At 62.8% G+C, this 24,502-nt stretch carries 21 protein-coding genes and 1 tRNA gene; 10 read left to right on the top strand and 12 right to left on the bottom strand.

The features are described 5' to 3' along the window. Nucleotides 1–17 precede the first annotated feature (17 nt). On the top strand, nt 18–2,012 hold the full coding sequence (locus tag H147_RS0112100) for a capsule polysaccharide biogenesis protein (protein WP_019955631.1): 1,995 nt from the start codon (nt 18–20) through the stop codon (nt 2,010–2,012). A gap of 51 nt (nt 2,013–2,063) precedes the next feature. Here the strand turns inward: H147_RS0112100 and ribD are convergent, their stop codons facing one another. After that, nucleotides 2,064–3,143, bottom strand: coding sequence for a bifunctional diaminohydroxyphosphoribosylaminopyrimidine deaminase/5-amino-6-(5-phosphoribosylamino)uracil reductase RibD (gene ribD / locus H147_RS0112095; RefSeq protein WP_019955630.1), 1,080 nt, complete (start codon nt 3,141–3,143; stop codon nt 2,064–2,066). Further along, nucleotides 3,140–3,610, bottom strand: coding sequence for a transcriptional regulator NrdR (nrdR, locus tag H147_RS0112090; protein WP_019955629.1), 471 nt, complete (start codon nt 3,608–3,610; stop codon nt 3,140–3,142). Before nrdR ends, ribD begins: the two co-directional genes overlap by 4 nt. Before the next feature lie 201 nt (nt 3,611–3,811). On the opposite strand from nrdR, the gene H147_RS0112085 reads away from it, so the two are divergent. After that, nucleotides 3,812–4,483, top strand: a complete 672-nt coding sequence (locus H147_RS0112085) for an SDR family oxidoreductase (RefSeq protein WP_019955628.1) — start codon at nt 3,812–3,814, stop codon at nt 4,481–4,483. A 39-nt stretch (nt 4,484–4,522) separates the two neighbouring features. On the opposite strand, the gene rpoD is transcribed toward H147_RS0112085, so the two are convergent. The 7 genes from rpoD to H147_RS0112045 all read right to left on the bottom strand — a co-directional run bounded on the left by rpoD (nt 4,523) and on the right by H147_RS0112045 (nt 15,396). Next, nucleotides 4,523–6,502, bottom strand: coding sequence for an RNA polymerase sigma factor RpoD (gene rpoD, locus H147_RS0112080; protein ID WP_019955627.1), 1,980 nt, complete (start codon nt 6,500–6,502; stop codon nt 4,523–4,525). A gap of 268 nt (nt 6,503–6,770) precedes the next feature. Continuing rightward, complete coding sequence (gene dnaG / locus H147_RS0112070; protein WP_019955626.1) at nt 6,771–8,720, bottom strand: DNA primase; 1,950 nt, start codon at nt 8,718–8,720, stop codon at nt 6,771–6,773. A 141-nt stretch (nt 8,721–8,861) separates the two neighbouring features. Then, nucleotides 8,862–9,404, bottom strand: a complete 543-nt coding sequence (locus H147_RS0112065; protein ID WP_019955625.1) for a sarcosine oxidase subunit gamma — start codon at nt 9,402–9,404, stop codon at nt 8,862–8,864. Further along, nucleotides 9,397–12,294 carry a sarcosine oxidase subunit alpha family protein gene (locus tag H147_RS0112060; RefSeq protein ID WP_019955624.1) on the bottom strand — a complete coding sequence of 966 codons (2,898 nt, stop codon included), beginning with the start codon at nt 12,292–12,294 and terminating at the stop codon, nt 9,397–9,399. Before H147_RS0112060 ends, H147_RS0112065 begins: the two co-directional genes overlap by 8 nt. Next, the gene (locus H147_RS0112055) at nt 12,291–12,554 is read right to left on the bottom strand and encodes a sarcosine oxidase subunit delta (RefSeq protein WP_019955623.1); all 264 of its coding nucleotides are present in this window, start codon (nt 12,552–12,554) and stop codon (nt 12,291–12,293) included. The genes H147_RS0112060 and H147_RS0112055 overlap by 4 nt, the downstream gene beginning before the upstream one ends. 44 nt (nt 12,555–12,598) lie before the next feature. After that, nucleotides 12,599–13,852, bottom strand: coding sequence for a sarcosine oxidase subunit beta family protein (locus H147_RS0112050; protein WP_019955622.1), 1,254 nt, complete (start codon nt 13,850–13,852; stop codon nt 12,599–12,601). Between the two features lie 104 nt (nt 13,853–13,956). Then, nucleotides 13,957–15,396 (bottom strand): Glu/Leu/Phe/Val family dehydrogenase, encoded by a 1,440-nt coding sequence (locus tag H147_RS0112045; RefSeq protein ID WP_026352463.1) that lies wholly within the window; start codon nt 15,394–15,396, stop codon nt 13,957–13,959. Between the two features lie 346 nt (nt 15,397–15,742). Between H147_RS0112045 and H147_RS0112035 the strand changes: the two genes are divergently transcribed. Genes H147_RS0112035 through H147_RS0112025 form a run of 3 tightly spaced genes read left to right on the top strand, consistent with a single transcriptional unit; the run spans nt 15,743 to nt 18,395 of the window. Next, complete coding sequence (locus tag H147_RS0112035) at nt 15,743–17,227, top strand: TadE/TadG family type IV pilus assembly protein (RefSeq protein ID WP_019955619.1); 1,485 nt, start codon at nt 15,743–15,745, stop codon at nt 17,225–17,227. Then, nucleotides 17,224–17,784 carry a TadE/TadG family type IV pilus assembly protein gene (locus H147_RS0112030; RefSeq protein ID WP_019955618.1) on the top strand — a complete coding sequence of 187 codons (561 nt, stop codon included), beginning with the start codon at nt 17,224–17,226 and terminating at the stop codon, nt 17,782–17,784. The genes H147_RS0112035 and H147_RS0112030 overlap by 4 nt, the downstream gene beginning before the upstream one ends. 5 nt (nt 17,785–17,789) lie before the next feature. Next, complete coding sequence (locus H147_RS0112025) at nt 17,790–18,395, top strand: TadE/TadG family type IV pilus assembly protein (RefSeq protein ID WP_019955617.1); 606 nt, start codon at nt 17,790–17,792, stop codon at nt 18,393–18,395. Here H147_RS0112025 and H147_RS0112020 read toward each other — a convergent pair whose 3' ends face one another. Both H147_RS0112020 and H147_RS0112015 read right to left on the bottom strand, forming a co-directional pair. Continuing rightward, nucleotides 18,396–18,881: a hypothetical protein gene (locus tag H147_RS0112020; RefSeq protein WP_019955616.1), complete on the bottom strand. Its 486-nt coding sequence runs from the start codon at nt 18,879–18,881 to the stop codon at nt 18,396–18,398. Nucleotides 18,882–18,896: 15 nt separating this feature from the next. Next, entirely contained in the window at nt 18,897–19,484 is a 588-nt protein-coding gene (locus H147_RS0112015; protein WP_019955615.1) for a TetR/AcrR family transcriptional regulator, read from the bottom strand. Nucleotides 19,485–19,563: 79 nt separating this feature from the next. On the opposite strand from H147_RS0112015, the gene H147_RS0112010 reads away from it, so the two are divergent. The 5 genes from H147_RS0112010 (at nt 19,564) to H147_RS0111990 (ending at nt 24,172) form a co-directional block, all read left to right on the top strand. Then, nucleotides 19,564–19,794 (top strand): hypothetical protein, encoded by a 231-nt coding sequence (locus H147_RS0112010; protein ID WP_019955614.1) that lies wholly within the window; start codon nt 19,564–19,566, stop codon nt 19,792–19,794. A gap of 55 nt (nt 19,795–19,849) precedes the next feature. Next, nucleotides 19,850–21,136 carry a homoserine dehydrogenase gene (locus H147_RS0112005; protein WP_026352462.1) on the top strand — a complete coding sequence of 429 codons (1,287 nt, stop codon included), beginning with the start codon at nt 19,850–19,852 and terminating at the stop codon, nt 21,134–21,136. A 69-nt stretch (nt 21,137–21,205) separates the two neighbouring features. Further along, a complete protein-coding gene (gene glpX / locus H147_RS0112000) occupies nt 21,206–22,171 on the top strand; it encodes a class II fructose-bisphosphatase (RefSeq protein ID WP_019955612.1) in 966 nt (321 codons plus the stop codon). A gap of 90 nt (nt 22,172–22,261) precedes the next feature. Then, nucleotides 22,262–24,022 carry a single-stranded-DNA-specific exonuclease RecJ gene (recJ, locus tag H147_RS0111995; RefSeq protein WP_019955611.1) on the top strand — a complete coding sequence of 587 codons (1,761 nt, stop codon included), beginning with the start codon at nt 22,262–22,264 and terminating at the stop codon, nt 24,020–24,022. A gap of 75 nt (nt 24,023–24,097) precedes the next feature. Then, nucleotides 24,098–24,172: transfer RNA gene (locus H147_RS0111990), tRNA-Glu, on the top strand. Nucleotides 24,173–24,282: 110 nt separating this feature from the next. On the opposite strand, the gene H147_RS19670 is transcribed toward H147_RS0111990, so the two are convergent. Beyond that, nucleotides 24,283–24,502: ATP-binding protein (locus H147_RS19670; RefSeq protein WP_019955610.1), on the bottom strand; the 220-nt coding region annotated here is incomplete at its 5' end.

The raw sequence follows: 24,502 nt of genomic DNA, 5'->3' as shown, positions 1-24,502 counted from the left end.
TGGCATAACGTGCCGCAATGCCGGTTGAAAAGCGTCAGAACCTCTATGTCTATTCGGGCGGTTTCCTGACCCAGCCCCGAATCCGGCGCATCCTGACGCTGGCGGGCTATGACATCCGGCTCGGCGCGCCCGGACCGGACGACCTGATCGGCGTCTGGGGCCACAGCCCCACCGCCCCGCGGGGCGAGGCTGTGGCACGCCACAAAGGCGCGGGCCTTGTCCGGGTCGAGGACAGTTTCCTGCGCTCTGTCCGGCCGGGGCGGTCGGGTGATCTGCCCATCGGGCTGAACATCGACCGGCGCGGTGTGCATTTCGACCCAACGACCGTGTCCGATCTGGAAACGATCCTCACCGAGGATCCGCTTGATGACACCGCCCTGCTGAACCGCGCCAAGGCCGGGATTGCAGCACTTCAGGCGGACGATCTGTCGAAATACACCTGTTTCGATCCCACCGCCCCCGTGCCAGAGGCAGGCTATGTGCTGGTCGTCGACCAGACCCGCAAGGATGCCAGCATCACCGCGAGCGGTGCGGACAGCAACACCTTCCGCGAGATGCTGTTCTTCGCCCAGACCGAACACCCCGGCCAGCGGATCGTGATCAAAACCCATCCCGAAACGATGGCAGGCGACAAGGCGGGCTATTTCACCGCCGCCGATGCCAGCGACCGGATCAGCCTGTGTGACGGACCCGTCTCGCCTTGGGCGCTGTTGGCGGGGGCGGTTGCGGTCTATACAGTCACATCGCAACTGGGGTTCGAGGCGGTCCTTGCCGGTCACAAACCCGTCGTCTTCGGCCAGCCTTTCTATGTGGGCTGGGGGCTGACAGACGACCGCAAGCCGGTCCAGCGCCGGCAGCGCCGTCTGACCCGGGCGCAATTGTTCGCAGGCGCGATGATCCTCTATCCCACATGGTACGACCCCTATAACGACCGGCTGTGCAGCTTCGAGGAAGCGACCGCCACCCTGTCCGCGCTGACCCGCGCCTGGCGGGACGATCATCGCGGCTGGGTCGCCGCCGACATGCGGCTGTGGAAACGCAAGCCATTGCAGCACTTCTTCGGCCAGCCCGAAAGGGTGCGGTTCGCGCGCGGCACCAAGGCCGTGACGCTGGCCAAACAGTCAAACCGCCGCCTGATGCGCTGGGCCAGCAAGGCTGGCGGCGACGCCGCGCTGGTCGAGGATGGCTTCCTGCGCTCGCGCGGTCTGGGCGCGGATCTGATTGCCCCGCTGTCCCTGGTGCTGGACGATCTGGGGATCTACTACGACGCGACCCGCCCCAGCGGGCTTGAGGCGCTGATCGCAGGGTCGGACACGCTCGACCCTGCTGCGCGCGACCGGGCACAGGCGCTGATCGCGCGGATCACCACGGCGGGCCTGTCGAAATACAACCTGCAAAGCTCCCCGCTGCCCGACCTGCCCAAAGGGCGACGCATCCTCGTCCCCGGCCAGGTCGAGGATGACGCCAGCATCCGGCTTGGCGCAGGCGAGGTGCGCACCAACGCGGCGCTCTTGCAAGCGGTGCGCGCCGCCAACCCCGCCGCCGTCATCCTCTACAAACCGCACCCCGACGTGCGCGCGAAACTGCGCCCCGGCCATGTCCCCAACCCGCGCGACTGGGCCGATCTGGTGCTGGACGATGCCGATCCGATCGCCGCCATCAGGGCCTGCGATGAAGTCTGGACCATGACATCGCTTCTGGGGTTCGAGGCATTGCTGCACGACCGTCCCGTCACCTGTCTGGGCATGCCATTCTACGCAGGCTGGGGGCTGACCGATGACCGCGCGATGCCGCTGGCACGGCGCAATGCGGCAGTGGACCTGACCGCCCTCGTCCATGCCGCGCTGATCGCCTATCCGCGCTACCGCGATCCGGTCAGCGGCCTGCCCTGCCCGGTCGAAGTGATCGTCGACCGGCTCGAACATGACGACATCCCGCCCGCCCCGCGCTTCAACCGCGCAGCGGCGAAACTGCAGGGCCTCTTCGCCAGCTTCGCCCCCTTGTGGCGTTGACTTCTTTTTTCCAAAAATACTCCGGGGTACGGGGCTGCGCCCCGTGAAACCCTAGACCCGCCGCCAGCGCGTCATGACATCCTCGCCCAGACGCGCCAGATCCGCCAGCACAAAGCGCGGCGCGTCCGCCAACCGCCCGATCCCCATCGCCGCTAGCGCGGGCGTACCCTCGGCGCCGATCGCGCGGCCTGCGGTCATCACCACCAGATCATCGACCAGCCCCGCATTGAGCAAGGAGGCCGCGAGCATACCGCCCCCCTCGCAGAACACCCGCGTGATCCCGGCGCCCGCCAGCGCCTGCATCATCGCCTCGGGGTCGACCTGGCCCGCGCGTACCGCACAGGGCAGGCTGACCGCCCCAAGGTCCACCCAGGCCGCCACATCCGCCTCGGCCCCATGGCAGAACCAGACCGGGGATTGTGTCGCCGTTTGCGCCAATTGGCTGGTCACCGGCAGCTTCATCGCGCGCGAGACGACGACGCGCACGGGCTGGCGCAGGCTGCCAAGGCCGCGCACCGTCAGCGCCGGATCATCCGCACGCACCGTGCCTGCACCGACCATCACGGCGTCATGGCGTGCACGCATCATATGCACAGCACGGCGCGCCTCTGGTCCTGTGATCCACTGGCTTTCGCCGCTTGCCGTGGCGATCCGGCCATCGAGCGTGCCTGCCAGCTTGAGCGTCACAAAAGGACGCCCCCCCATGATGCGCGACAGAAAGCCAGCATGATCCGCGCGGGCCTGATCAGCCAGCAGCCCGACATCCACCGCCATCCCGGCCTGTTGCAGCATCGCGATCCCACGCCCCGCGACGCGCGGATCAGGATCACCGACCGCAATCACCACACGCGCCACACCAGCGGCGATCAGCGCCTCGGTGCAGGGCGGGGTCTTGCCATGATGGGCGCAGGGTTCCAGCGTGACATAAACCGTCGCCCCCCGCGACTCCGCACCGGCTTGTGCCAGTGCCACGGCCTCGGCATGAGGGCGTCCGCCATCCTGTGTCCAGCCGCGCCCGACGATCCGGCCATGGTTGACGATCACGCAACCCACCGCCGGATTGGGCCAGACACGCCCCATCCCGCGCCGCCCCAGTTGCAGCGCAAGAGCCATGTAACGGGCGTCGGTCACTCGTCTTCTTTGGCTGCGATCGGGCGCAATTCGCTGACGAATTTGTCGAAATCATCCGCCGCCTGAAAGTTCTTGTAGACGCTGGCGAACCGCACATAGGCGACCGTGTCGATCCTTGCCAGGCTTTCCATCACGATCTCGCCGATGGTGCCTGACGGAATATCGGTATCGCCCAGACTTTCCAGCCGGCGCACGATGCCGCTGATCATCTGGTCCATGCGTTCGGGTTCCACCGGGCGCTTTTGCAGCGCGATACGGATGGAGCGTTCGAGCTTCTGGCGGTCGAAATCCTCGCGCCGGCCATTGGATTTGATCACGACCAGATCACGCAATTGCACGCGCTCATAGGTGGTGAACCGCCCGCCGCAGGCCGGACAGAACCGCCTGCGCCGGATCGCGACATGGTCTTCTGCGGGGCGGGAATCCTTGACCTGAGTATCGACGTTTCCGCAAAAAGGGCAGCGCATATGAGGTCCTTTGGGCTATCTGTTGGGGCCTGACCCCACTTATCCACAGCCACTATAAGAACCCGCCTTGGTTTTGGGTAGGGGGGATTTCATCCCCCCAGATACAGTAGCCATCTTGCGACAATGCCGTCGCGGCCTGCGCAGGTCGGCAACGAATTGCTGTCTCGGGCGTTGGGCCAGCAGCAATAGAAAGGAAACCCAATGCCAAAGACAGTTTTCATCACTGGCGCCTCGAGCGGGATCGGCGCCGCAACCGCCCGCGCCGCCGCCGCAAGCGGCTGGAATGTGGGCCTCTTTGCCCGCAGCGCGGACAAGCTTGACGCACTGGCCGCCGAAATCGGCGATCAGGCCATGGCCCTGCCCGGCGATGTGCTGGACATCGACGCCCAGACCAAGGCCATCGCCGCGCTGATCGACCGGTTCGGCGGGCTTGACGCGGCCTTTGCCAATGCCGGGCGCGGCACGAGCACTTTCGGGGCCGAAGACGGCGATCTGGATGAATGGGATGCCATCGTCGATCTGAATATCAAAGGCCTGTTGCGCACAGTCAAGGCGGCACTGCCGCATCTGCACGCCAGCAAGGGGCATATGGTTCTGACGGGTTCCGCGGCAGGCCGCGTGCATTTGCCGGGGTCGGTTTACGGCGCGACCAAATGGTTCGTCCACGGTTTTGCCGGCAATCTGGCCGAGGAGATGAAGGACTGGGGTGGCCGCTGCACCGTGGTTGCCCCCGGCATGGTCAACACGCCGTTTTTTGACGAGGAAAAACCCGACAAGCTCCAGCCCGAGGATGTGGCCGCCGCCGTGATGCACGCGCTGACCGCATCGGAACAGGCCGCCGTGCGCGAGATTTTCCTGATGCCGCGGAACTGAAAGAAAAACCCCCCGGACCTTGGTCCGGGGGTTTTTGTTTTACTGATCCAGGAACGACCGCAATTTCCTGCTGCGGCTGGGATGCTTCAACTTCCGCAGCGCCTTGGCCTCGATCTGGCGGATGCGTTCGCGGGTCACGCTGAACTGCTGGCCGACCTCTTCCAGCGTGTGGTCGGTGTTCATCCCGATCCCGAACCGCATCCGCAGCACGCGTTCTTCACGCGGGGTCAGGGAGGCCAGCACGCGGGTCGTGGTTTCTTTCAGGTTTTCCTGAATGGCGCTGTCCAGCGGCAGGATCGCGTTCTTGTCCTCGATGAAATCGCCAAGCTGGCTGTCTTCCTCGTCGCCGATCGGCGTTTCGAGCGAAATAGGTTCCTTGGCGATCTTCATCACCTTGCGGACCTTTTCCAGCGGCATTTGCAGCTTTTCGGCCAATTCCTCTGGCGTGGGTTCGCGGCCGATTTCATGCAGCATCTGGCGGCCGGTGCGCACGAGTTTGTTGATCGTCTCGATCATATGGACCGGAATACGGATCGTGCGCGCCTGATCCGCGATGGACCGTGTGATCGCCTGGCGGATCCACCATGTCGCGTAGGTCGAGAATTTATACCCGCGGCGGTATTCGAATTTGTCGACGGCCTTCATCAGGCCGATGTTGCCTTCCTGAATAAGATCAAGGAATTGAAGGCCCCGGTTGGTGTATTTCTTGGCGATCGAGATGACCAGACGCAGGTTCGCCTCGACCATTTCCTTCTTCGCCTGCCGCGCTTCTTTTTCGCCCTTTTGCACCTGCTGGACGATGCGACGGAATTCGGTGATGTCGACCCCGACATACTGACCGACCTGCGCCATATCGTTGCGCAATTCCTCGATCTTGTCGGTGGATTTTTCGACCAGCGCCTGCCAGCCACGCCCCGATTTGTCGGCCATCTGTTCCAGCCAGTTGGGGTCAAGCTCGCGCCCGCGATATTCGTCGATGAATTCACGGCGGTTGATCCGGGCCTGATCGGCAAGTTTCACCATCGCGCTGTCGATCGACATGATCCGGCGGTTGATGCCGTACAACTGGTCGATCAAGGCTTCGATCCGGTTGTTGTGCAGGTGCAGCGAATTCACCAGCACCACGATTTCGGACCGCAATGTCTGATAGCGTTCCTCGTCACGGGTCGAAAACGACGAATCCTCGTTCAGTGTCGCGGACATCCGCGCATCCTGCATGTCGGACAGTTCGGCAAAGCCGCGTGCGATGATTTCAAGCGTTTCCAGCACGCGCGGTTTCAGCGCGGCTTCCATCGCAGCAAGCGACATGTTGACCTGATCGTCGTCCTCGTCGTCGTCGTCCTTGCTGATCGGGTTGCCGTCGGCGTCCAGTTCGGTGCCGCTGTCGCCCTTGTCCTCGGACACAGGGGCGGCGCCCACGACAGGTTCGACATCGCCTTCTTCGCCCAACTGGTTGCCAAAGGTAGTTTCGAGGTCGATCACGTCGCGCAGCAGGATGTCCTCTGACAGCAATTCGTCGCGCCAGATCGTGATCGCCTGGAATGTCAGCGGGCTTTCGCACAGCCCCAGAATCATCGTGTTGCGTCCGGCCTCAATCCGCTTGGCGATGGCGATCTCGCCTTCGCGGGACAACAGCTCGACCGATCCCATTTCGCGCAGATACATGCGGACAGGGTCATCGGTGCGGTCCAGCTTTTCAGCCTCGGCCCCGCCGATGGCCACATCGCGCGATCCCGACACGGTGGCGATATCGGTGCCGCCGGTGCCATCGTCGCTTTCTTCTGATTCTTCTTCCTCGGTGACCTGGATGCCCATTTCGGACAGCATCGACATCACGTCTTCGATCTGGTCAGAGGACACCTGTTCCGGCGGCAGGACCGCGTTCAGCTGGTCATAAGTGATGTAGCCCCGTTCACGCGCATCCGCGATCATCTTCTTGACCGCGGCCTGGCTCATATCAAGGCTGATATCCCCATCCTGGTCGTTGTCCTTGCGATCATCGGTGTCTTTCGCAGCCATCAAAGGGACCCTTCCAAGTCGTCGTTACGCAGCCAGGGTGATTCGGCTGATTCGGTCTGATCCGAATCAACCCTGCATCGGCGTGAACCGCAAGCAGTCGACCGCGTGTTTTTCAGTTCTGTTGCCATGTCATGACCTAGGCCGGCCCTGCCCCTTGGCAAAATTGATCTGGTCGAGCAATTGATCGAATGCACTGCGCTCGTCCTTTTTCATCCGTGCCCCGTTGCTTTCAGCTCGCGCTTAAATGCAGCTGAATTGCTCGACCGTGTCATGGGTTCCGCTTCTTTATAGGACTGAAGTTGATAGCTGCGATTAGATTTTCAAGGTTGCTGCGCTCATCTTTGCTGAGTGCTAGACCGTTTGAACCTCTCTCAAATTCGACAGACTCGTCCAGCGACACGCCCGAAGCGTCAAATCTAGCACGATTCGCCTGCATAAGCCGCCAAGTAAGCCCCTCATCGACCAGACCATCCATATCCTCCTCCGCATCGCGCATTTCACGGCGATGCCCTCGATCCGCGCTCAAGATCGCCAACTGCTCTGCAACCGTCATCTTGGCGACCTCTGCTTTGCAGTTTGCCTTCATAGACGGGTTAATCCTTACCATCGGATCGGCAAGTATGTTGGCCACTTCGTCGGCGAAGCCCATTGCTCCCAACGACAACAGAACATCGACATCATTGTTGGATAGACCCAAACTGACGAGAGCAAGGGCGAGTTCCTGGTGTCTTCCTTCCAGAAATTCAAATGTATCCAAGCCCTGCTCGAAAACGGCAATCATTTCCGTCTTCTTGATGCAAACTGCCAGGACAATCCTTTCCCTGATCCTCTCCAGGCCCCGACGATCAAGATCAGCAGCAAGTACCGATCTCTTCGCTTCAACTGTAGCACCACCGCCAAGCCTCTTGCCCTTTGGCCTGTACTCCGGCGCCCAGTTTGTCTGAAACGTGATGCGTCGAAACTCTTTCATTGCCTCGCCATAGTAGTGGCGAAGTTCCTTATCCTTTATTTTGCTGATTGACGCCCTGATCCGTTGGTTCAAGGCCGCCTTCTGCTCTGGCGTCTCGGTCGGCGCTGCCTTAAGTTCGCGCTCCCAGAGCATACGCACCATCGGGATCGCGGCATCCAGCAGTTTCTGCATCGCCCCCGCGCCTTGCGTCTTTATCACGTCGTCAGGGTCCAGCCCTGGCGGCATCAGCGCGAAACGCAAACTCTGCCCCGCCTCAAGCAGCGGCAGCGCGATGTCGATCAACCGCATCGCCGCGCGCAGACCGGCGGTATCACCATCAAGGGCGATGATCGGCTCGGGTGCGATCCGCCACAAGAGGCGCAGCTGATCCTCGGTGATCGCGGTGCCAAGGGGGGCCACCGTGGCGGTGAACCCCGCCTCGGACAAAGCGATCACATCCATATAGCCTTCGGCCACGACCAATGGCTTGCCCTTTCCCGCCGCCTCGCGCGCAGGGCCGTGGTTGAACAGGCTGCGGCCTTTGTCGAACAGCGGCGTTTCGGGTGAATTGTAGTATTTCGCAGGCGCGTTGGGGTCCATCGCGCGGCCCCCCATGCCGATGGCCCGCCCCCGCGCATCACGGATCGGAAAGATGATCCGCCCGCGGAATCTGTCGTAAGGCGCGCCACCCCGGTCGCTTTCGGCGGCGATCCCTGCTGCAATCACTAGCTTGGGGTCCACCCCCTGTGCGGTCAGATACGCCAGCGCGCCGCCATGTGCGGGCGCGAATCCGATATCCCAGCGCGCCTGCGCTTCGGGCGATAGACCACGTCGGGCAAGGTAATCGCGCGCCTCGGCCGCAGCCCCCGTCTGCAATTGCAGGCGGTGCCATTTAATGACCTTTTCCATCACCTCGACCAGCTGGCCGCGCAGATCAGCCTTTTGCTGCGCCTGCGGGTCGCGTTCGGGCATCGGCATGCCCGCTTCGCCCGCCAGAATCTTCACCGCCCCCATGAAATCGACGTTCTCGGTTTCACGGACAAAGGAAATCGCATCACCTTTGGCGTGGCAGCCAAAGCAATAATAGAACCCCTTGCGGTCATCGACGTGGAAACTGGCGCTTTTCTCCTGATGGAACGGGCACGGCGCCCAGAGATCGCCTTTGCCGGGGTTCGATTTGCGGGTATCCCACATGACTTTGCGCCCGACGACCTGTCCAAGTGACAGCCGGTTGCGCAATTCGTCCAGAAATCCGGGTGGCAGGCTCATGCGCGCAGTATCCGCCTTTTGCCCCTGCTTTCCAAGGGCTACTATCAACCGAAAAGGCCTTTGCATCTTCCGAGCCCGTCAATTCGCGTGAAACGCGATTTGACGTAATCCCCGCCGGAGGCCTCGGTCTGGCGCGCAGCGTCAGGCCGATCCGCGCGCCGCCACGCCTGTCATCGCCTCTTGCAGATCATGCACCAAAGACGCCGCCATGGACCGCATCACCATCACCTCGAAGGCCTGCGGCCCTGTGCGGGTGATGCTGACCGGCAGATGGCCCAGCAGGCTGCGGGCGGTGTGATTGACCTTGAACGTCGCGCTGCGCAGATCAAGCGGGACGAGCCGCGCCAGCACCGCCTCGACCGATGCCCCCGTGATCTCCAGCGTGGCATAACCGTCGGATTGATCCGTGACTGCCGCCAACCCGTCGAGCGTCACTGGCGCACTGACGATCCACGCGTCATGCCCGATCCACTGGCAGATCACGTCACCCGCGGCCCTGCGCCGCCCGACGGCAGGCAGGGTCAGGCCAAGCTGCGTTTTCAACCCGGCCGACACCGCCTTTTGCTGGCCGCGATAGGGCGCGACCGAAAACAGCGTCTCGCGCACCACTTCCGTGCAGGTCACATCGCCCACCTGCAGAGGCAACAGATCGCCAAAAGCGCCTAGTGCGATCAGTCTAGCCACGGGCGCGTCCTCCTTCGGGGTCGAAAAACACCGGATGGCAGACCTCGGCCAATGTATCCACACCGCGCAAATGGTCGACCATGCGGATCACCTCGCCATGCCGGTCGGGGCCGTTCTTCAGAAAGGCCAGACCCAGATAGCAATCCAGCGTCGGCGAATAGCACGCGGATGTGACATAGCCCTGATCATTGGCGGTCACGGCCTTGGCGTCCTTGGCAAACAGATGCGCGCCTGCGGTCAGGCGCCGCCCCTCTTCCACTGCGCGCAAGCCCACCAGCCGTTCGCGGGCGGGATCAACCAGGCCGGGACGGCTGGCAGCAGCCTGCCCGATGCAATCCTTCTGGGCGCTGACCATCCCTGCCAGCCCCAGATCAAAGGCCGTGGTGCGCCCATGCAGTTCGGCGTGGGTCAAGAGGCCCTTTTCGATCCGTAGCACGTTCAGCGCCTCCATCCCGTAGGGGCCACCGCCCAAAGTGCGTGCCTGCGCCACCAATTGCCGAAACAGGCTTTCGCCGTACCGCGCGGGCACCGCGATCTCGAACGCGGTCTCGCCCGAAAACGAAATCCGGAACAACCGCCCAGTGACACCGCCGATGCCCACGGTCCCGCAGGCCATGAAAGGCCAATCCTCGTTGCTGATCTGGTCATCGAGCACGGTGTTGAGCAGGACCTGCGCACGCGGCCCCGCCACGGCGAATTGCGCCCAATGGTCGGTGACAGACAGGACGCGCGCATCCAGATCGGGGCGCAGCACTTGGCTTGCGAATTCCATATGCCGCATCACTTGCCCCGCCGCCGCCGTGGTGGTGGTGATGACGAAATGATCCGGCCCCAGACGCGCAGCGGTGCCGTCATCCATGACGAACCCGTCCTCACGCAGCATCAGCCCGTAACGCACCCGGCCCATCTTCAGCGTGGACATGCGGTTGGTATAGACAAAATCCAATAGTGCAGCCGCATCCGGCCCCTGCACGTCGATCTTGCCCAAAGTGGACACGTCGCAGACACCGACCGCGTTGCGCGCATAGCCCACTTCGCGGTCGCAGGATTGCCGCCAGCTGACCTCGCCCTCCAGCGGGAAATAGCTGGGGCGATACCAGAGCCCCGCCTCGATCATCGGCGCGCGGGCAGCGACGGTCGCGTGATGCGAGGTCATCAGGCGGGTGGGGGCGAACCCCTTGCCCTGCCCGCCTGCCCCCATCGCGGCGATGCCGACCGGCACGAAAGGCGGGCGGAACGTCGTCGTCCCCGTCTCGGGGATGCCGCGCCCCGTAAGGTCAGCCAGCACCGCCAGCGCCAGCACGTTGGACGATTTGCCCTGATCGGGGGCCATGCCTTGGGTCGTGTAGCGTTTCATATGTTCGACGCTGCGCATGTTTTCCTGCGCCGACAACGCGATATCCTTGGTCGTCACGTCATTCTGGAAATCGACCCATTTGCGCCCCTTTCCGGGGATTTCCCACAGCGGCGCGATGGCATAGGCGCGGGCCTCGGCGACGGGCAGCGTCACTTCGGCTGTGAACCCGAGGTCGCGGGCGATGGCGGCGGCCACCTCGGCCCCTTCGCGCAGACAGCCGGCGGTCTCGAAAACGCCGTTGCAGGCCCCCGCGACCGCCATGCCGGGGATGGCATCAGGGGTCGGCACAAAGGCCGCGATATCGTCGCGCCACCGGGGCCGCCCGTTCATGTGACAGGTCAGATGAACGGACGGGTTCCAGCCGCCCGAGATCGCCAGACAATCCGTCTGGATCACCCGCGTGCCGCCCTGATGCGCGACCGTGATGCTGGACAGCCCGCGCCGTCCGGCGGTCGCTGTCACGCTGCCGCCGGTGAAAACGGGATAATCCGCCGTCACCTGCACATCGGGGCGGGCATCGATCAACCCCGCGATCTTGATCCCTGCCGCCGCGAGATCGCGCGCGGTCCGGTGCGCGTCGTCGTTGTTTCCAAAGACCGTGACAGACCGGCCGGGTGCCACACCCCAACGGTTGACATAAGCCCGCACCGCCCCCGCCAGCATGATGCCGGGCCGGTCGTTGTCAGGAAACGCGATGGGCCGCTCCAGCGCGCCTGCGCAAAGTACCGACCGTTTGGCCACGATCCGCCAGAAACACTCAACCGGCGCTCCCGCCGCCGCAACCCGTTCCAGCGCGCCGTAAGTGCCTTGGTCATATGCGCCGGTCACCGTGGTGCGCGGCATCAGCCGCACATTGGGCAAGGCGCGCAATTGCGCCAGCACGTCCGCGACCCAGGCCGCGGCGGGCCGGCCATCCACATCCTCGACCTCGCGCAAGAGACGGCCGCCCATGGCGCTGTCCTCATCGGCAAGGATCACGTCCACACCTGCCCGCCCTGCGGTCAGTGCGGCCATCAGCCCCGCAGGCCCCGCCCCGATCACCAGAAGATCACAAAAGGCAAAGGCCTTTTCATAGCAGTCGGCGCTGGCCTGCCCGCTCAACCGGCCCAGACCGGCCGCGCGGCGGATCACCGGCTCATAGAGCTTTTCCCAGAACGATGCGGGCCACATGAAGGTCTTGTAATAGAACCCTGCGCCCAGAAACGGCGACAACAGGTCGTTCACCGCCAGCGCATCATGGCGCAGGCTGGGCCAGGCGTTCTGGCTGAAAACCTCCAGCCCGTCGGACACCTCCAGCACGGTGGCGCGGATATTGGGGTCCTGCGCCGCACCGCGCCCCACGGTGACCAGCGCGTTGGGTTCCTCTGACCCTGCGGTCATCACGCCGCGCGGGCGGTGGTATTTGAACGACCGGCCCATCAGCCTGATCCCGTTGGCCAGCAAAGCGGCAGCCACAGGTTCGCCGGGCACGCCCTGCACGGGTTTGCCGTCGAAGGTGAAGGTCACGGTCTGGCCGGGGTTGCGCAGCCTCATGATGCGGCCTTTTGCGCAAGTTTGGTGCGGTGGACCGCATGGGTCACGGTGTTGCGCGAAACCACGATCCACGCGCCGCAACCGCCTTCGTGATACCACAGATCGTTTGTGTCGCCTGCGGGGTTGTCGCGGTTGTGCAGATAATCGTCCCAGGCGTCAGGCCCCGCATCGGGTGCGGGCCGGGCGAGCGCGACAGCATCGCCGACATAATAGAACTCGCGCCGGTCGCGTTCGCCGCAATGGGGGCATTCAATCCGCATGATCCGCCTTCATTCTCATTTCTTCAAATACTCGTATCCCACGCTCAATGCAGGTTGTGCTGCGATCCGGTGCCTTCTTCGTCCATCAGCCCCACGCCGGTGCGGAACCGGTCCAGCCGGAATTTCGCAGCCGTCGCATGGGGTTGGCCAGTCGCCATCAGATGCGCAAAAGCAAAGCCCGACGCGGGTACGGCCTTGAATCCGCCATAGCACCAGCCGCAATCGATGAACAAACCCTTGGTGGGTGTCGTGTCGATGATCGGGCTGCCGTCGGGCGTCATGTCCATGATCCCGCCCCATGACCGCAACACGCGGGCCTTGCCGATCATCGGCATCAGGGTCATCGCGGCCTCCATCACGTGTTCTTTCATCGGTAGGTTGCCGCGCGCGGCGTAAGAGGCGTAGAAATCCAAATCACCGCCGAACACCAGCCCGCCCTTGTCGGACTGGCTGATATAGAAATGCCCCATGCCGAAACTGACGACATGGTCGATCACAGGCTTCAGCCCTTCGGTGACAAAAGCCTGCAAGACATGGCTTTCGATGGGCAGGCGCATCCCCGCCATCGCCGCCACCTGCCCCGACCGGCCTGCCGTGACGATGCCGACCTTGCGCGCCTTGATCGGGCCCCGCGTGGTCTGGACGCCTGTGACGACACCATTTTCAATGTCGATTCCGGTGACTTCGCAATTCTGGATCAGATCGACGCCGCGCTGATCGGCCCCGCGCGCATAGCCCCAGGCCACCGCATCATGCCGCGCCGTGCCGCCGCGCGGGTGATACAGGCCGCCGTAGATCGGGAAGCGCGCGTTGTCGAAATCGAGATAGGGCAGATGGCTGCGCACGCCGTCGCGGTCCAGCAGGATCGCATCATCGCCCTGATTGATCATCGCATTGCCGCGCCGCACGAAGGCGTCGCGCTGGCCGTCGGAATGGAACAGGTTGATCAGCCCGCGCTGCGAATGCATCACGTTGTAGTTCAACTCGCGCTCCATCCCTTCCCAAAGCTTGAGCGAGTGGGAATAGAATTCCTGGTTGCCCGGCAGAAAGTAATTGGCGCGCACGATCGTCGTGTTGCGCCCGATGTTGCCGCTGCCGATATGGCCCTTTTCGAGCACGGCGATATTGGTCAGCCCGTGTTCGCGGGCAAGGTAATAGGCCGTGGCAAGCCCGTGGCCGCCACCGCCGATGATGATCGCGTCATAGCGCGCCTTGGGTGCTGGATCACGCCAGAGCGGTTTCCAGCCTTTCTGGCCGAACAACCCTTCCTTGATGATGCCAAAGCCCGAATAGCCCATGCCCTGCCCCTTGCCGCGATACGCAAAGTCTAGCGTATTGGCGGCGGACCGAAAGGGCAAATGCGGGTGTAAGGTGGATCATGATCCACCTGACACCGCAGCCCTTACAACCCCTTGGCGCGATAGCTGTCGGCGACCTTGCGGATCGACACCAGATAGGCCGCCGTGCGCAGGTCGTGCACGTCATCGCGGCCGTGCCAGACCGCGCGCATCGCCTGATAGGCCGCGCGCATCGTGTCATCGAGCCCCGAGCGCACCAGTTCCAGCTCGTCCGCGCCGCGCAGGTATTTGTCCTTGAAATCGGGCGACAAGGTCCAGCCGAGGCCCTTGTCCGCCGACAGCCGTTCCAACTCATCGACGACAAGCTGGTGGCGCGATTCTTCCTGACGGCGCTGCATACGGCCGAAACGAATATGCGACAGGTTCTTGACCCATTCGAAATAGGACACCGTCACACCGCCCGCATTGGCATACATATCGGGGATGATGACGCAGCCCTTGTCGCGCAGGATCTCGTCAGCGCCGGCGGTGACAGGTCCGTTCGCCGCCTCGATGATCAAGGGTGCCTGGATGCGGTCTGCGTTCGACAGGTTGATCACCGCTTCGAGTGCGGCCGGAATCAGGATGTCACATTCCGCCTCGAGCATTTTGCCCCCGTCAGCGATGTGTTTGGCATGCGGGTAATTGGCGACACCGCCGTTCTTGGAAATCCAGGCGCGAACGGTTTCGACGTTCAGCCCTTTTTCGTCATGCAGGGCGCCGTCGCGTTCGATGATCGCGGTGATCAGCGCGCCGTCTTCCTCGGACAGGAACTTCGCCGCGTGATAGCCCACGTTGCCCAGCCCCTGCACGATGACGCGCTTGCCTTCCAGGGTCCCGGTCAGGTTCGCCTTGGCCACATCCTCGGGGTAGCGGAAGAATTCGCGCAAGGCGTATTGCACGCCGCGCCCTGTCGCCTCGACCCTTCCCGCAATACCGCCCGCATTCGTGGGTTTGCCTGTCACACAGGCGGCGGCGTTGATATCGGTGGTGTTCATGCGGCGGTACTGGTCGGCAATCCACGCCATTTCCCGCTCGCCCGTGCCCATGTCGGGGGCGGGCACGTTCTGGGCGGGGTTGATCAGGTCGCGCTTGATCAGCTCATAGGCGAAACGGCGGGTGATCAGTTCGAGTTCATGTTCGTTCCAGTCGGCCGGATTGATCCGCAAACCACCCTTGGAGCCGCCGAACGGCGCCTCGACCAATGCGCATTTGTAGGTCATCAGTGCCGCCAGCGCCTCGACCTCGTCCTGATGGACGTTGGGGGCAAAGCGGATGCCGCCTTTGACGGGTTCCATATGTTCGGAATGGACAGACCGATAGCCGGTGAACGTATGCAGCGCACCACGCAGGCGCACACCGAAACGCACCGTATAGGTTGCGTTGCAGACCCTGATCTTTTCCTCCAGCCCGGGGCTGAGGTCCATTAGGGCGACGGCACGGTTGAACATCAGGTCGACGGATTCGCGGAAACTGGGTTCCTGCGCGGGGTCTTGGGCGTTCATTGTCTTTCCTTCCTTGCCCGGTCCTGCGCCGGGTCTGATCGGGCGCGTCACGGCCCGAGGCCAGCATAGGTATGATTCGACAAATAGGGATGAAAAAAGAGGCGGTCCGTCAAATTGAGGCGATTCGCCCACAATTCGCCACCTCCTCCGGCCAAATGACTGCTGAACTTTGTTTCGCTGCTGAAAACAATTGCCATTATTTTGCTACAATATGCAGATACTCATTGCAAATAACGGTGCCGATGCCGTGATCTTGCAATTTTTTGTCACAGACGGCAGGGGGATGTGTTAAATGCAGGGTGAACGAATACTTACCAAGGCGCGACGACGGTCGCCTGCCGCGAGGATGGATATGCCACAGACACATGCGGATGCCGGAAACAAAACAGACAAGCTGGGTTGGCGGGTCAGATGCCTGCGCGCGTTCGGTCGTGATGAAGATGGCAGTATTCTCATCCTGGCGCTCGTGCTTTTGATCACAATGCTCGTCATGGCCGGGATGGCCGTTGACTTTATGCGGTTCGAATCGCGGCGCGCACAATTGCAGTCTGTATCGGACCGGGCGGTGCTGGCCGCCTCCGACCGCGAACAGCGGGCCGACCCGGCCACGGTCGTGATTGATTACTTCCGGAAGGCGGGTTTCGATGGGGCAATCGTCGGCGCGCCAGTTGTCAGAACAACCGCGAGCACACGTTCGGTCACGGTCGAATCCGCTTTAGACGTGAATACATTTTACTTGCGGCTGATCGGGATCGACCAGCTTCAGGCGCCTGCCGCGTCGGCAGCAGCCGAAGGTGTGTCACAGGCCGAAATATCGCTCGTACTCGACATTTCAGGTTCGATGCGTGAACGTGTGGGCGGCAGAAGCCGTTTCGAATTGATGCAAGAGGCCGCCATCGGCTTCGCTGAAACCGTGCTGGCGCCAAATATCGATCCAGCGACCGGCCTGTTGTACGTCGGCAAGGACCCTATCGTATCTCTGAATATTATCCCCTACGCCGGTGCGGTAAATCCGGGTCCTGAAATGTTCAACCACCTGAACGCCGTCAGGATCAATACTTTCCTCGGCCCTGGCCCCGACGGAATTGTGCCTTCACCCGATGATGAGCGTTTCCCGCAAGTGTCGTCCTGCATCGAGATGTCTAACAGCGACTGGACGACTGCTGGATTGCCAGGCACAGGCCGCGCACAAATCCCGCACTTCATGTATTATGCGTATCAAAACGATATGGATTTTGGCTGGTGCCCGCAGGACAGGTCGTCGATCCGATATGCTGTTGCCGATCCTGCAGTAGCTCGTACTTTCCTTAACAATATTCGGATGCATGACGGAACCGGCACGCATTACGGAATGAAGTGGGCGCTCGCTTTGCTCGATCCTTCGTCACAGCCAGCGTTTCAGGCGCTGAGCGCGCTGAACGTCGTGCCGTCTGCATTCAGCAACCGGCCTTCTGCCTGGAAAGAGGCGGACACGCGCAAGATCATCGTCCTGATGACCGATGGGAACATGACGATCCAAGAACGACCTAATAACCCGATCGATCTTCGCAACCTCAATACCAGCAATGGACATATCCAGGCACATTCGTCCCGACGGTACCTGTTGTCGTCGCAGTCGACCAACGAGACCCGCTTCGAAAACATTTGCAACCGTGCCAAGGCTTCAAGCCGCGAGGTTGAAGTGTGGACGGTCGCGGTTGAAATCAACAACACCGATGTCAGAGACTGCGCATCCAATCCGTCGATGTACTTTAGGACGAACGCTGCCGGGATGAATGCCGCGTTCCAAACCATCGCGCAGCGGGTGTCCGAGCTGAGACTGCTGCAATGACGCTTTTGCAGGCCGCGCGGAACAATGTCAGGGACTTCCTTGGAAACGAGGAAGGTGCTGTGACGGTCGGGTTCGTGATCGCCTTCCCTGTCTTCATGTTCATCTTTCTGATGGCGTTCGAGAGCGGGATGGTGTCCTTGCGGCACTTTGCTCTTGAACGCGGTGTCGATTTGGCCGTGCGAGATGTGCGGATCGGAATGATGCCGACGCCGACGCCGGACACACTGCGCACGCGCATCTGCGCGTCTGCCGGGCTGATCCCAGACTGCGAAAATCAGCTGCAGATCGAAATGGTCCAATTGGACCCGCGCGCATGGGTCGACCCTAGCCCGACAGTCGCCTGCGTTGACCGCGGTGCGGCCGTGCAGCCCCCTGTGGCGTTCACAAACACGAACAACAACAGGCTGCTCTTCCTGCGCGCGTGCGCGCGCTTCGATCCTGTGATCCCAACATCGGGTATCGGCAAAGCGGTCGTCGAAAGAAACACGAGTGCCGCCGCTGGCGGGTCGTATGCTCTTGTTGCGACGTCGGCCTTTGTTGTCGAGCCTTTCCGGTAAATAACATGAAACAGCTTCTGTCAGCCCTACGCAATTTCAAGACGAACCAAAGCGGCAACGGCCCGATCGAATTGTGCCTGGTGGTTCCGATCATGATTTGGGCGCTCTTGTCTACGTTCGTGTATTTCGACGCCTATCGCGCCGAAGCGAAAAGCAACCGCGCAGGTCTGACCGTGGCTGACATGATCAGCCGCGAAAAGTCCTCCGTCGACGCGACATATATCACCGCCATGCAATCCTTGCTGCGGGTTCTGTCCGAAACCAGCACCATGCCGCGCATCCGTGTGACGGCGTATAGCTGGGATCAGCCAGGCGGGCGTTACGTCGTGCGCTGGTCCCATAATCGCGGCTTTGGCGACAATCTGGACACCGCGAAATTGTTGCCTTTGGTAAACCAACTCCCGATCATGGCAGACGGTGCGCGGTCGATCCTGGTTGAAACAGAAGTCGACTATGTCGCGCCATTCTCGATGGGGATCGGGCCGTTCTCGGATACCAACCTCAACCCGATTGCGTTGCGCACGTTTACAGTCATTTCGCCACGGTTCATGCCAGCGGTTTGCTACGATCCGACACTCGCCAACCCGACCAGCGGCGACGAATTGTGCTGATCAGCCGTCCCGCGCCTTGATCCGCAACGCGATCTGTTCGGCCATAAACTTGGCCGGGCCTGCTGCCGTCACACCGCCAACGCCGACGCGTTTGCCGATCCGCCACCACATGCCGGGCGACCAGCCCCGCGGCTGACGCGTTTTCAGCACCAGCGTAAAGCCGTTGGCGGGTTTCATCGCCAGCGCGCCGCGATCCACCAGCACGATATCCTCCATCCGCGCCAGCACGGTGCCGTCCGTGTCGCGCAGGTCGGTTTCGGTCAGCACGATGCCAAGCCGGGTCGCGCGGCGCAATCTTTCGCCCAGCCACAGCATCGCGCCACCGAACCCCAGCAGGAAGATCAGCCAGAACAAATCCGGCGGGCGGGCCAGCGCGGTATAGATCAGCAATCCACCCAGGCCATAGATCACCCCGCAGGCAAAATAGCGCCGCCCCTCGGAGGCATGGACCGTGGCATGACCGCCGGTGTGATCAGGATGGAACATGGATGACCTTTCGCGTCAGCGCCTGACCGAGTTCTGGACAAGATTGCAGTATATTTCTTCGATCGCATCCATGCCCAGCCGTCCGCCTTCGCGGTACCAATGGCTGAGCCCGGTCAGCATGGCAATGATCGCCATCGTCGCGATCCGTGTATCCGGCACGGCAAAGACGCCCGCCGCCACCCCGTCGCGCAAGATATCCTCGAGCGCGGTTTCATAGTCGCGGCGCATCTTTTCAAGGATGGCAAAGTTTTCGGGCGCGAGGTTGCGCAGCTCCATATAGGAGACGAACACCTGATCGGATCGCGGCAGATGGAACCGGATGTGAAATCGCGTGAACCCGTCCAGCCGCGCAGGCGGATCGCCCTGCAGATCGGCGGCGGCCAGCGCATCCAGCACGTCCTGCATATGCGCGCGCATCAGGTCGAACAGCAGGGTCTGCTTGTCGGGGGTGTAGTTATACAGCGCCCCCGCCTGCACCCCGACCTCGGCCGCGATCTGGCGCATCGACACAGCCGCATAGCCATGCCGCGCGATCAGCCGCAGGGCCGTGTCCTGCACCCGTGGGCCGGTGATATCGGAATGAGACCCTTGCTTGCGCGCCATGCCGCCATGTAACTGAACAGCCTTTCAAATGAAAAGCCCGACTTGCCGCGAAGTCCCGCACCTGTCTATTGTCTGCCACATGCGCCACACCCTGCCCTTTCTGCTGATCCTTGCCGCCTGCGCGGATATTCCCGCACTGGAGGGCACCGTGACCGAGGCCGCGCGGAGCGCACCCTATCCGCGTCTGGCACCGCTGGCGGATCAGCCCGCCCTGATCACCACCGAAACGGATGGCATGGACGACCGGATTGCGGCGTTGCAACGCCGCGCTGCCGCCCTGCGCGCGATTGATCCGGGCGCGTTGCAGTAATGGCCTCTATTCGCTACACCGCACCCGAAACCGCGACAGATATGGATTTGACAGCATGACACACCCCTTAAGGCTCGGCATTGCGGGACTGGGCACCGTTGGCGTGGGGATCGTGCGGATCGTGCAGAAACATGCCGACCTGTTGCAGGCGCGGTCAGGCCGCGCGATCACGATCAGCGCGGTCTCGGCGCGCAGCCGCGACAAGGATCGCGGCGTCGATCTGTCGGGCTACGCCTGGGAGGACGATCCCGCAGCCCTTGCCCGCCGCGACGATGTGGACCTGTTCATCGAGGTGATGGGCGGCCATGACGGCCCCGCCAAACACGCGACCGAAGCGGCGATCGCCGCTGGCAAGGATGTCGTTTCAGCCAACAAGGCGCTGCTGGCCGTGCATGGCCAGGCCATCGCCGAAGCCGCCGAGGCCGCAGGCCGCGTGGTCCGGTTCGAAGCGGCGGTCGCGGGTGGTATCCCCGTCGTCAAGGCACTGACCGAAGGGCTGGCCGCCAATGACATCACGCGGATCATGGGCGTGATGAACGGCAGCTGCAATTATATCCTGACCCGCATGGAAAGCGCGGGCCTGACCTATCAGGAGGTGTTCGACGAGGCGAACGCCCTTGGCTATCTGGAAGCCGACCCCGAACTGGACGTCGGCGGGATTGATGCGGGGCACAAGCTCGCGCTGTTGTCGGCCATCGCTTTTGGCACGCAGGTCGATTTCGACGCCGTCCAGCTGGAAGGGATCGGTGCGGTCAGCATCGAAGATATCCGGCAGGCCGCTGACATGGGGTTCAAGATCAAGCTTTTGGGTGTCGCACAGATGACCGGGCGCGGGCTGGAACAGCGCATGTCGCCGTGCCTTGTTCCCGACACCTCGCCTTTGGGCCAGTTGCAGGGCGGCACCAATATGGTCGTTCTCGAAGGCGATTCCGTGGGCCAGATCGTGCTGCGCGGTCCCGGCGCGGGCGAAGGTCCGACCGCCAGCGCGGTGATGGGCGATGTGATGGATATCGCACGCGGCGTGCGGATTTCCACCTTTGGCCAACCCGCAACCAGCCTGCGGCGCGCCCGCCCGGCTCTCGCGGCGATACCCGCCCCCTATTATCTGCGGATGAAGTTGCTGGATAAACCCGGCGCGCTGGCGAAAGTCGCGCGCGCCTTGGGCGATGCGGGCATTTCCATCGACAGGATGCGCCAATACGACCACGCCGACACCACAGCACCCGTGCTGATCGTCACCCACAAGACGACCCGCACCGCACTGGACGAGGCTTTGGCCGCGTTCAAGGACACCGGTGTCGTGTCGGGCGACCCTGTCGCGATCCGGATCGAGGCAGTTTAGCGCAAACAGTCTTGCGACTGTGACACAAGCAGGGTTTACGGGGAGCGCACCCACCCGAAGGAAAAGCCAATGCCCCTGCCCGCCGATTTCAACGACCGCAACCTGTCGCTGGGTCTGGCCCGCGTGTCCGAGGCGGCCGCCATCGCCTGTGCGTCCCTGATCGGGCGCGGTGACGAAAAGGCCGCCGATCAGGCGGCGGTGGATGCGATGCGCACCCAGCTGAACAAGCTTGATATCGCGGGCGTCGTGGTGATCGGCGAAGGCGAACGGGACGAGGCGCCGATGCTGTTCATCGGCGAAGAGGTCGGCACCGGCAATGGACCGGGCGTCGATATCGCGCTTGATCCGCTGGAAGGCACGACGCTGACCGCCAAGGACATGCCCAATGCGCTGGCCGTGATCGCGATGGGGCCGCGCGGGTCGATGCTGCATGCGCCCGATGTCTATATGGACAAGCTGGCCATCGGTCCGGGGTTTCGCACAGGCGTCGTGACGCTGGATATGTCGCCTGCCGAACGGGTGTCGGCGCTGGCCGCCGCCAAAGGCTGTTCGACCAAGGACATCACCGTCTGCGTGCTGGAACGCCCCCGCCACGAAGACATGATTGCCGAAATCCGCAGCACGGGGGCCGCGATCCGGCTCATTACCGATGGCGATGTGGCCGGTGTCATGCATTGCGCAGAGCCCGATCTGACGGGCATCGACATGTATATGGGATCCGGCGGCGCGCCCGAAGGGGTGCTGGCGGCGGCGGCGCTCAAATGCATGGGCGGGCAGATTTTCGGACGGCTTTTGTTTCGCAACGATGATGAACGCGGGCGTGCGACAAAGGCTGGCATCACCAATTTCGACCGCGTCTATACCCGCGACGATATGGTGACGGGCGATGTGATTTTCGCCGCGACAGGTGTCACGGACGGATCGCTGGTCCCCGGCATCAAGCGCGAAGTCGGGTTCGTGACGGCCGAGACGATCCTGATGCGGTCCAAGACCGGATCGGTCCGGCGGATGATCTATCGCAATCCCGTGCGCTGAGGCGCTGGCGCGCCGCCTCCGGCGGGAGTATTTTTGGAAATAAGAAGTCAGGGCGTGGCGCGGGGGCAGCGGCCCTGCTAGTATGGGCGTATGAACAAACCACAAGATCATGCGTTTCTGGGAGTGACTGCGTCGCTGACGGGGCGCCGCTGGGTCGGCCCTTCGGTGCAGGAGGATCGCGCGGCCGAAGCCATGGGGCAGGCCACCAACCTGCCGCCCGCGCTGTGTCGGACGCTTGCGCGGCGCGGTGTGCCGTCGCAGGAGGCGGCACTGTTTCTGGCCCCAACCCTGCGCGACCTGCTGCCTGATCCGCGTAGCCTGCGCGACATGGAAAAGGCGGCGGCACGGTTTTTGCAGGCCGTGGCAGGGCGCGAGCGCATTGCGATTTTTGCCGATTATGACGTGGATGGCGGGGCTTCGGCTGCACTGCTGATCGTGTGGCTGCGGCAGATGGGACTGCGCGCGACGCTTTATATCCCCGACCGCATCGACGAAGGTTATGGTCCTAATGAGCCCGCCATGGCCGAACTGGCCGCAGCACATGACCTGATTGTCTGCGTGGATTGCGGGACGCTGTCACACGGCCCCATCGCGGCGGCTGTCGGTGCGGATGTGATCGTGCTGGACCATCACCTTGGCGGGGAAACGCTGCCCGATGCTCTGGCCGTCGTGAACCCGAACCGGCAGGACGAAAGCGGCGATCTGGCGCATCTCTGTGCGGCGGGCGTCGTGTTCCTGATGCTGGTCGAGGCGAACCGGCAGTTGCGGGACGCGGGCACCGCAGGGCCTGACCTGATGGCGATGCTGGACCTTGTCGCGCTGGCCACGGTTGCGGATGTGGCGCCGCTCGTTGGGGTCAACCGCGCCTTTGTGCGGCAGGGGCTGACGGTGATGGCGCGGCGTGCGCGCGTGGGTCTGACGGCGCTGGCGGATGTGGCGGGGCTGGATGCGGCACCGACATCCTATCATCTGGGGTTTCTCCTGGGGCCACGGGTCAATGCGGGCGGGCGGATCGGCAAGGCTGATCTGGGGGCGCGGTTGCTGGCCACCGATGATCCGGCAGAGGCGCGCGATCTGGCCGATATGCTCGACCAGCTGAACACCGACCGGCGCGCCGTGGAACAGGCGGTGCGCGATGTGGCCATCGCACAGGCCAAGGCGCGGGGCACGGATGGCCCGCTGGCCTGGGCGGCGGGCGACGGCTGGCATCCCGGTGTCGTGGGCATCGTCGCGGCGCGACTGAAAGAGGCCACGAACCGCCCCGCCATCGTGATCGGCTTCGAGGATGGTGTCGGCAAGGGATCGGGCCGGTCTGTGTCGGGTATCGATCTGGGAGCCGCAATCCAAAGGCTGGCCAGCGAGGGGCTGTTGCTCAAGGGTGGCGGGCACAAGATGGCGGCAGGGCTGAGCGTTGCGCAGGACAAGCTGGAACCTGCGATGGCGCGGCTGGCGGAATTGCTCGACAAACAGGGGGCGGGTACGCTGGGGCCTGCCGATCTGCGGCTGGACGGGATCCTGATGCCGGGGGCGGCGACGGTCGATCTGGTGACCTTGCTGGATGACGCGGGGCCGTTCGGGGCGGGTGCGCCTGCGCCGCGTTTCGCCTTTCCCGACTGCCAGATTCTTTTCGCCAAGCAGGTGGGCGAGAACCACCTCAAAATCAGCTTTGGCGACGGGTTGGGTGCGCGGGTCGATTCGATCTGTTTCGGTGCAATGGACGGCCCTTTGGGACCCGCCCTGTTGCACCATAACGGCACCCGTTTTCACCTGGCCGGACGCATCGAAGTGCATGTCTGGCAAGGTCGCCAATCAGTGCAATTGCGGCTTGAGGATGCGGCACCGGCGCATTGAGATGAAGTCCGAAAAAAGCGCAAATTCCCCCTTGCGCGCGCTGCGGGCTTTGCCTAAAAGCGCGACACCAACTGCGGTCCCTTCGTCTATCGGTTAGGACGCCAGGTTTTCAACCTGGAAAGAGGGGTTCGATTCCCCTAGGGACTGCCATTGGTTATTTACCGTCATTGTTATCAAGCCCTTGCGGTGTTGATTGTCACTGAGAACTGACCCGGCATTTTCATCGAGATCTGACCCACCCAGTCGTTATGATCTGCGTATTATGATGGCGTCAATGGTGGTGTCTCCTTTCGCTTTTTCTTGGCTGTTTCGGAGCTGGCCTTGAAGCGGTAGCTGTCATTGCCGGTTTCGAGGATGTGGCAGCGATGGGTGAGACGGTCGAGCAGTGCCGTGGTCATTTTGGCATCGCCAAAGACGCTGGCCCATTCGCTGAAGCTCAGGTTGGTGGTGATGATGACGCTGGTGCGTTCATACAGCTTG

The organism is Yoonia vestfoldensis DSM 16212 (assembly GCF_000382265.1).
In the GTDB taxonomy this organism is placed as follows: domain Bacteria; phylum Pseudomonadota; class Alphaproteobacteria; order Rhodobacterales; family Rhodobacteraceae; genus Yoonia; species Yoonia vestfoldensis.
Note: the sequence above shows the minus strand (reverse complement) of the source record. Positions and strands in the feature narration are given on the sequence as shown.

Excerpts from the sequence above, each read along its gene's own strand:
- H147_RS0112100 (WP_019955631.1), top strand. The coding sequence starts at position 18 with ATGCCGGTTGAAAAGCGTCAGAACCTCTATGTCTATTCGGGCGGTTTC.
- nrdR (WP_019955629.1), bottom strand. The coding sequence starts at position 3,610 with ATGCGCTGCCCTTTTTGCGGAAACGTCGATACTCAGGTCAAGGATTCC.
- H147_RS0112085 (WP_019955628.1), top strand. The coding sequence starts at position 3,812 with ATGCCAAAGACAGTTTTCATCACTGGCGCCTCGAGCGGGATCGGCGCC.
- rpoD (WP_019955627.1), bottom strand. The coding sequence starts at position 6,502 with ATGGCTGCGAAAGACACCGATGATCGCAAGGACAACGACCAGGATGGG.
- dnaG (WP_019955626.1), bottom strand. The coding sequence starts at position 8,720 with ATGAGCCTGCCACCCGGATTTCTGGACGAATTGCGCAACCGGCTGTCA.
- H147_RS0112060 (WP_019955624.1), bottom strand. The coding sequence starts at position 12,294 with ATGAGGCTGCGCAACCCCGGCCAGACCGTGACCTTCACCTTCGACGGC.
- H147_RS0112055 (WP_019955623.1), bottom strand. The coding sequence starts at position 12,554 with ATGCGGATTGAATGCCCCCATTGCGGCGAACGCGACCGGCGCGAGTTC.
- H147_RS0112050 (WP_019955622.1), bottom strand. The coding sequence starts at position 13,852 with ATGGGCTATTCGGGCTTTGGCATCATCAAGGAAGGGTTGTTCGGCCAG.
- H147_RS0112045 (WP_026352463.1), bottom strand. The coding sequence starts at position 15,396 with ATGAACGCCCAAGACCCCGCGCAGGAACCCAGTTTCCGCGAATCCGTC.
- H147_RS0112035 (WP_019955619.1), top strand. The coding sequence starts at position 15,743 with ATGGATATGCCACAGACACATGCGGATGCCGGAAACAAAACAGACAAG.
- H147_RS0112030 (WP_019955618.1), top strand. The coding sequence starts at position 17,224 with ATGACGCTTTTGCAGGCCGCGCGGAACAATGTCAGGGACTTCCTTGGA.
- H147_RS0112025 (WP_019955617.1), top strand. The coding sequence starts at position 17,790 with ATGAAACAGCTTCTGTCAGCCCTACGCAATTTCAAGACGAACCAAAGC.
- H147_RS0112020 (WP_019955616.1), bottom strand. The coding sequence starts at position 18,881 with ATGTTCCATCCTGATCACACCGGCGGTCATGCCACGGTCCATGCCTCC.
- H147_RS0112015 (WP_019955615.1), bottom strand. The coding sequence starts at position 19,484 with ATGGCGCGCAAGCAAGGGTCTCATTCCGATATCACCGGCCCACGGGTG.
- H147_RS0112010 (WP_019955614.1), top strand. The coding sequence starts at position 19,564 with ATGCGCCACACCCTGCCCTTTCTGCTGATCCTTGCCGCCTGCGCGGAT.
- H147_RS0112005 (WP_026352462.1), top strand. The coding sequence starts at position 19,850 with ATGACACACCCCTTAAGGCTCGGCATTGCGGGACTGGGCACCGTTGGC.
- glpX (WP_019955612.1), top strand. The coding sequence starts at position 21,206 with ATGCCCCTGCCCGCCGATTTCAACGACCGCAACCTGTCGCTGGGTCTG.
- recJ (WP_019955611.1), top strand. The coding sequence starts at position 22,262 with ATGAACAAACCACAAGATCATGCGTTTCTGGGAGTGACTGCGTCGCTG.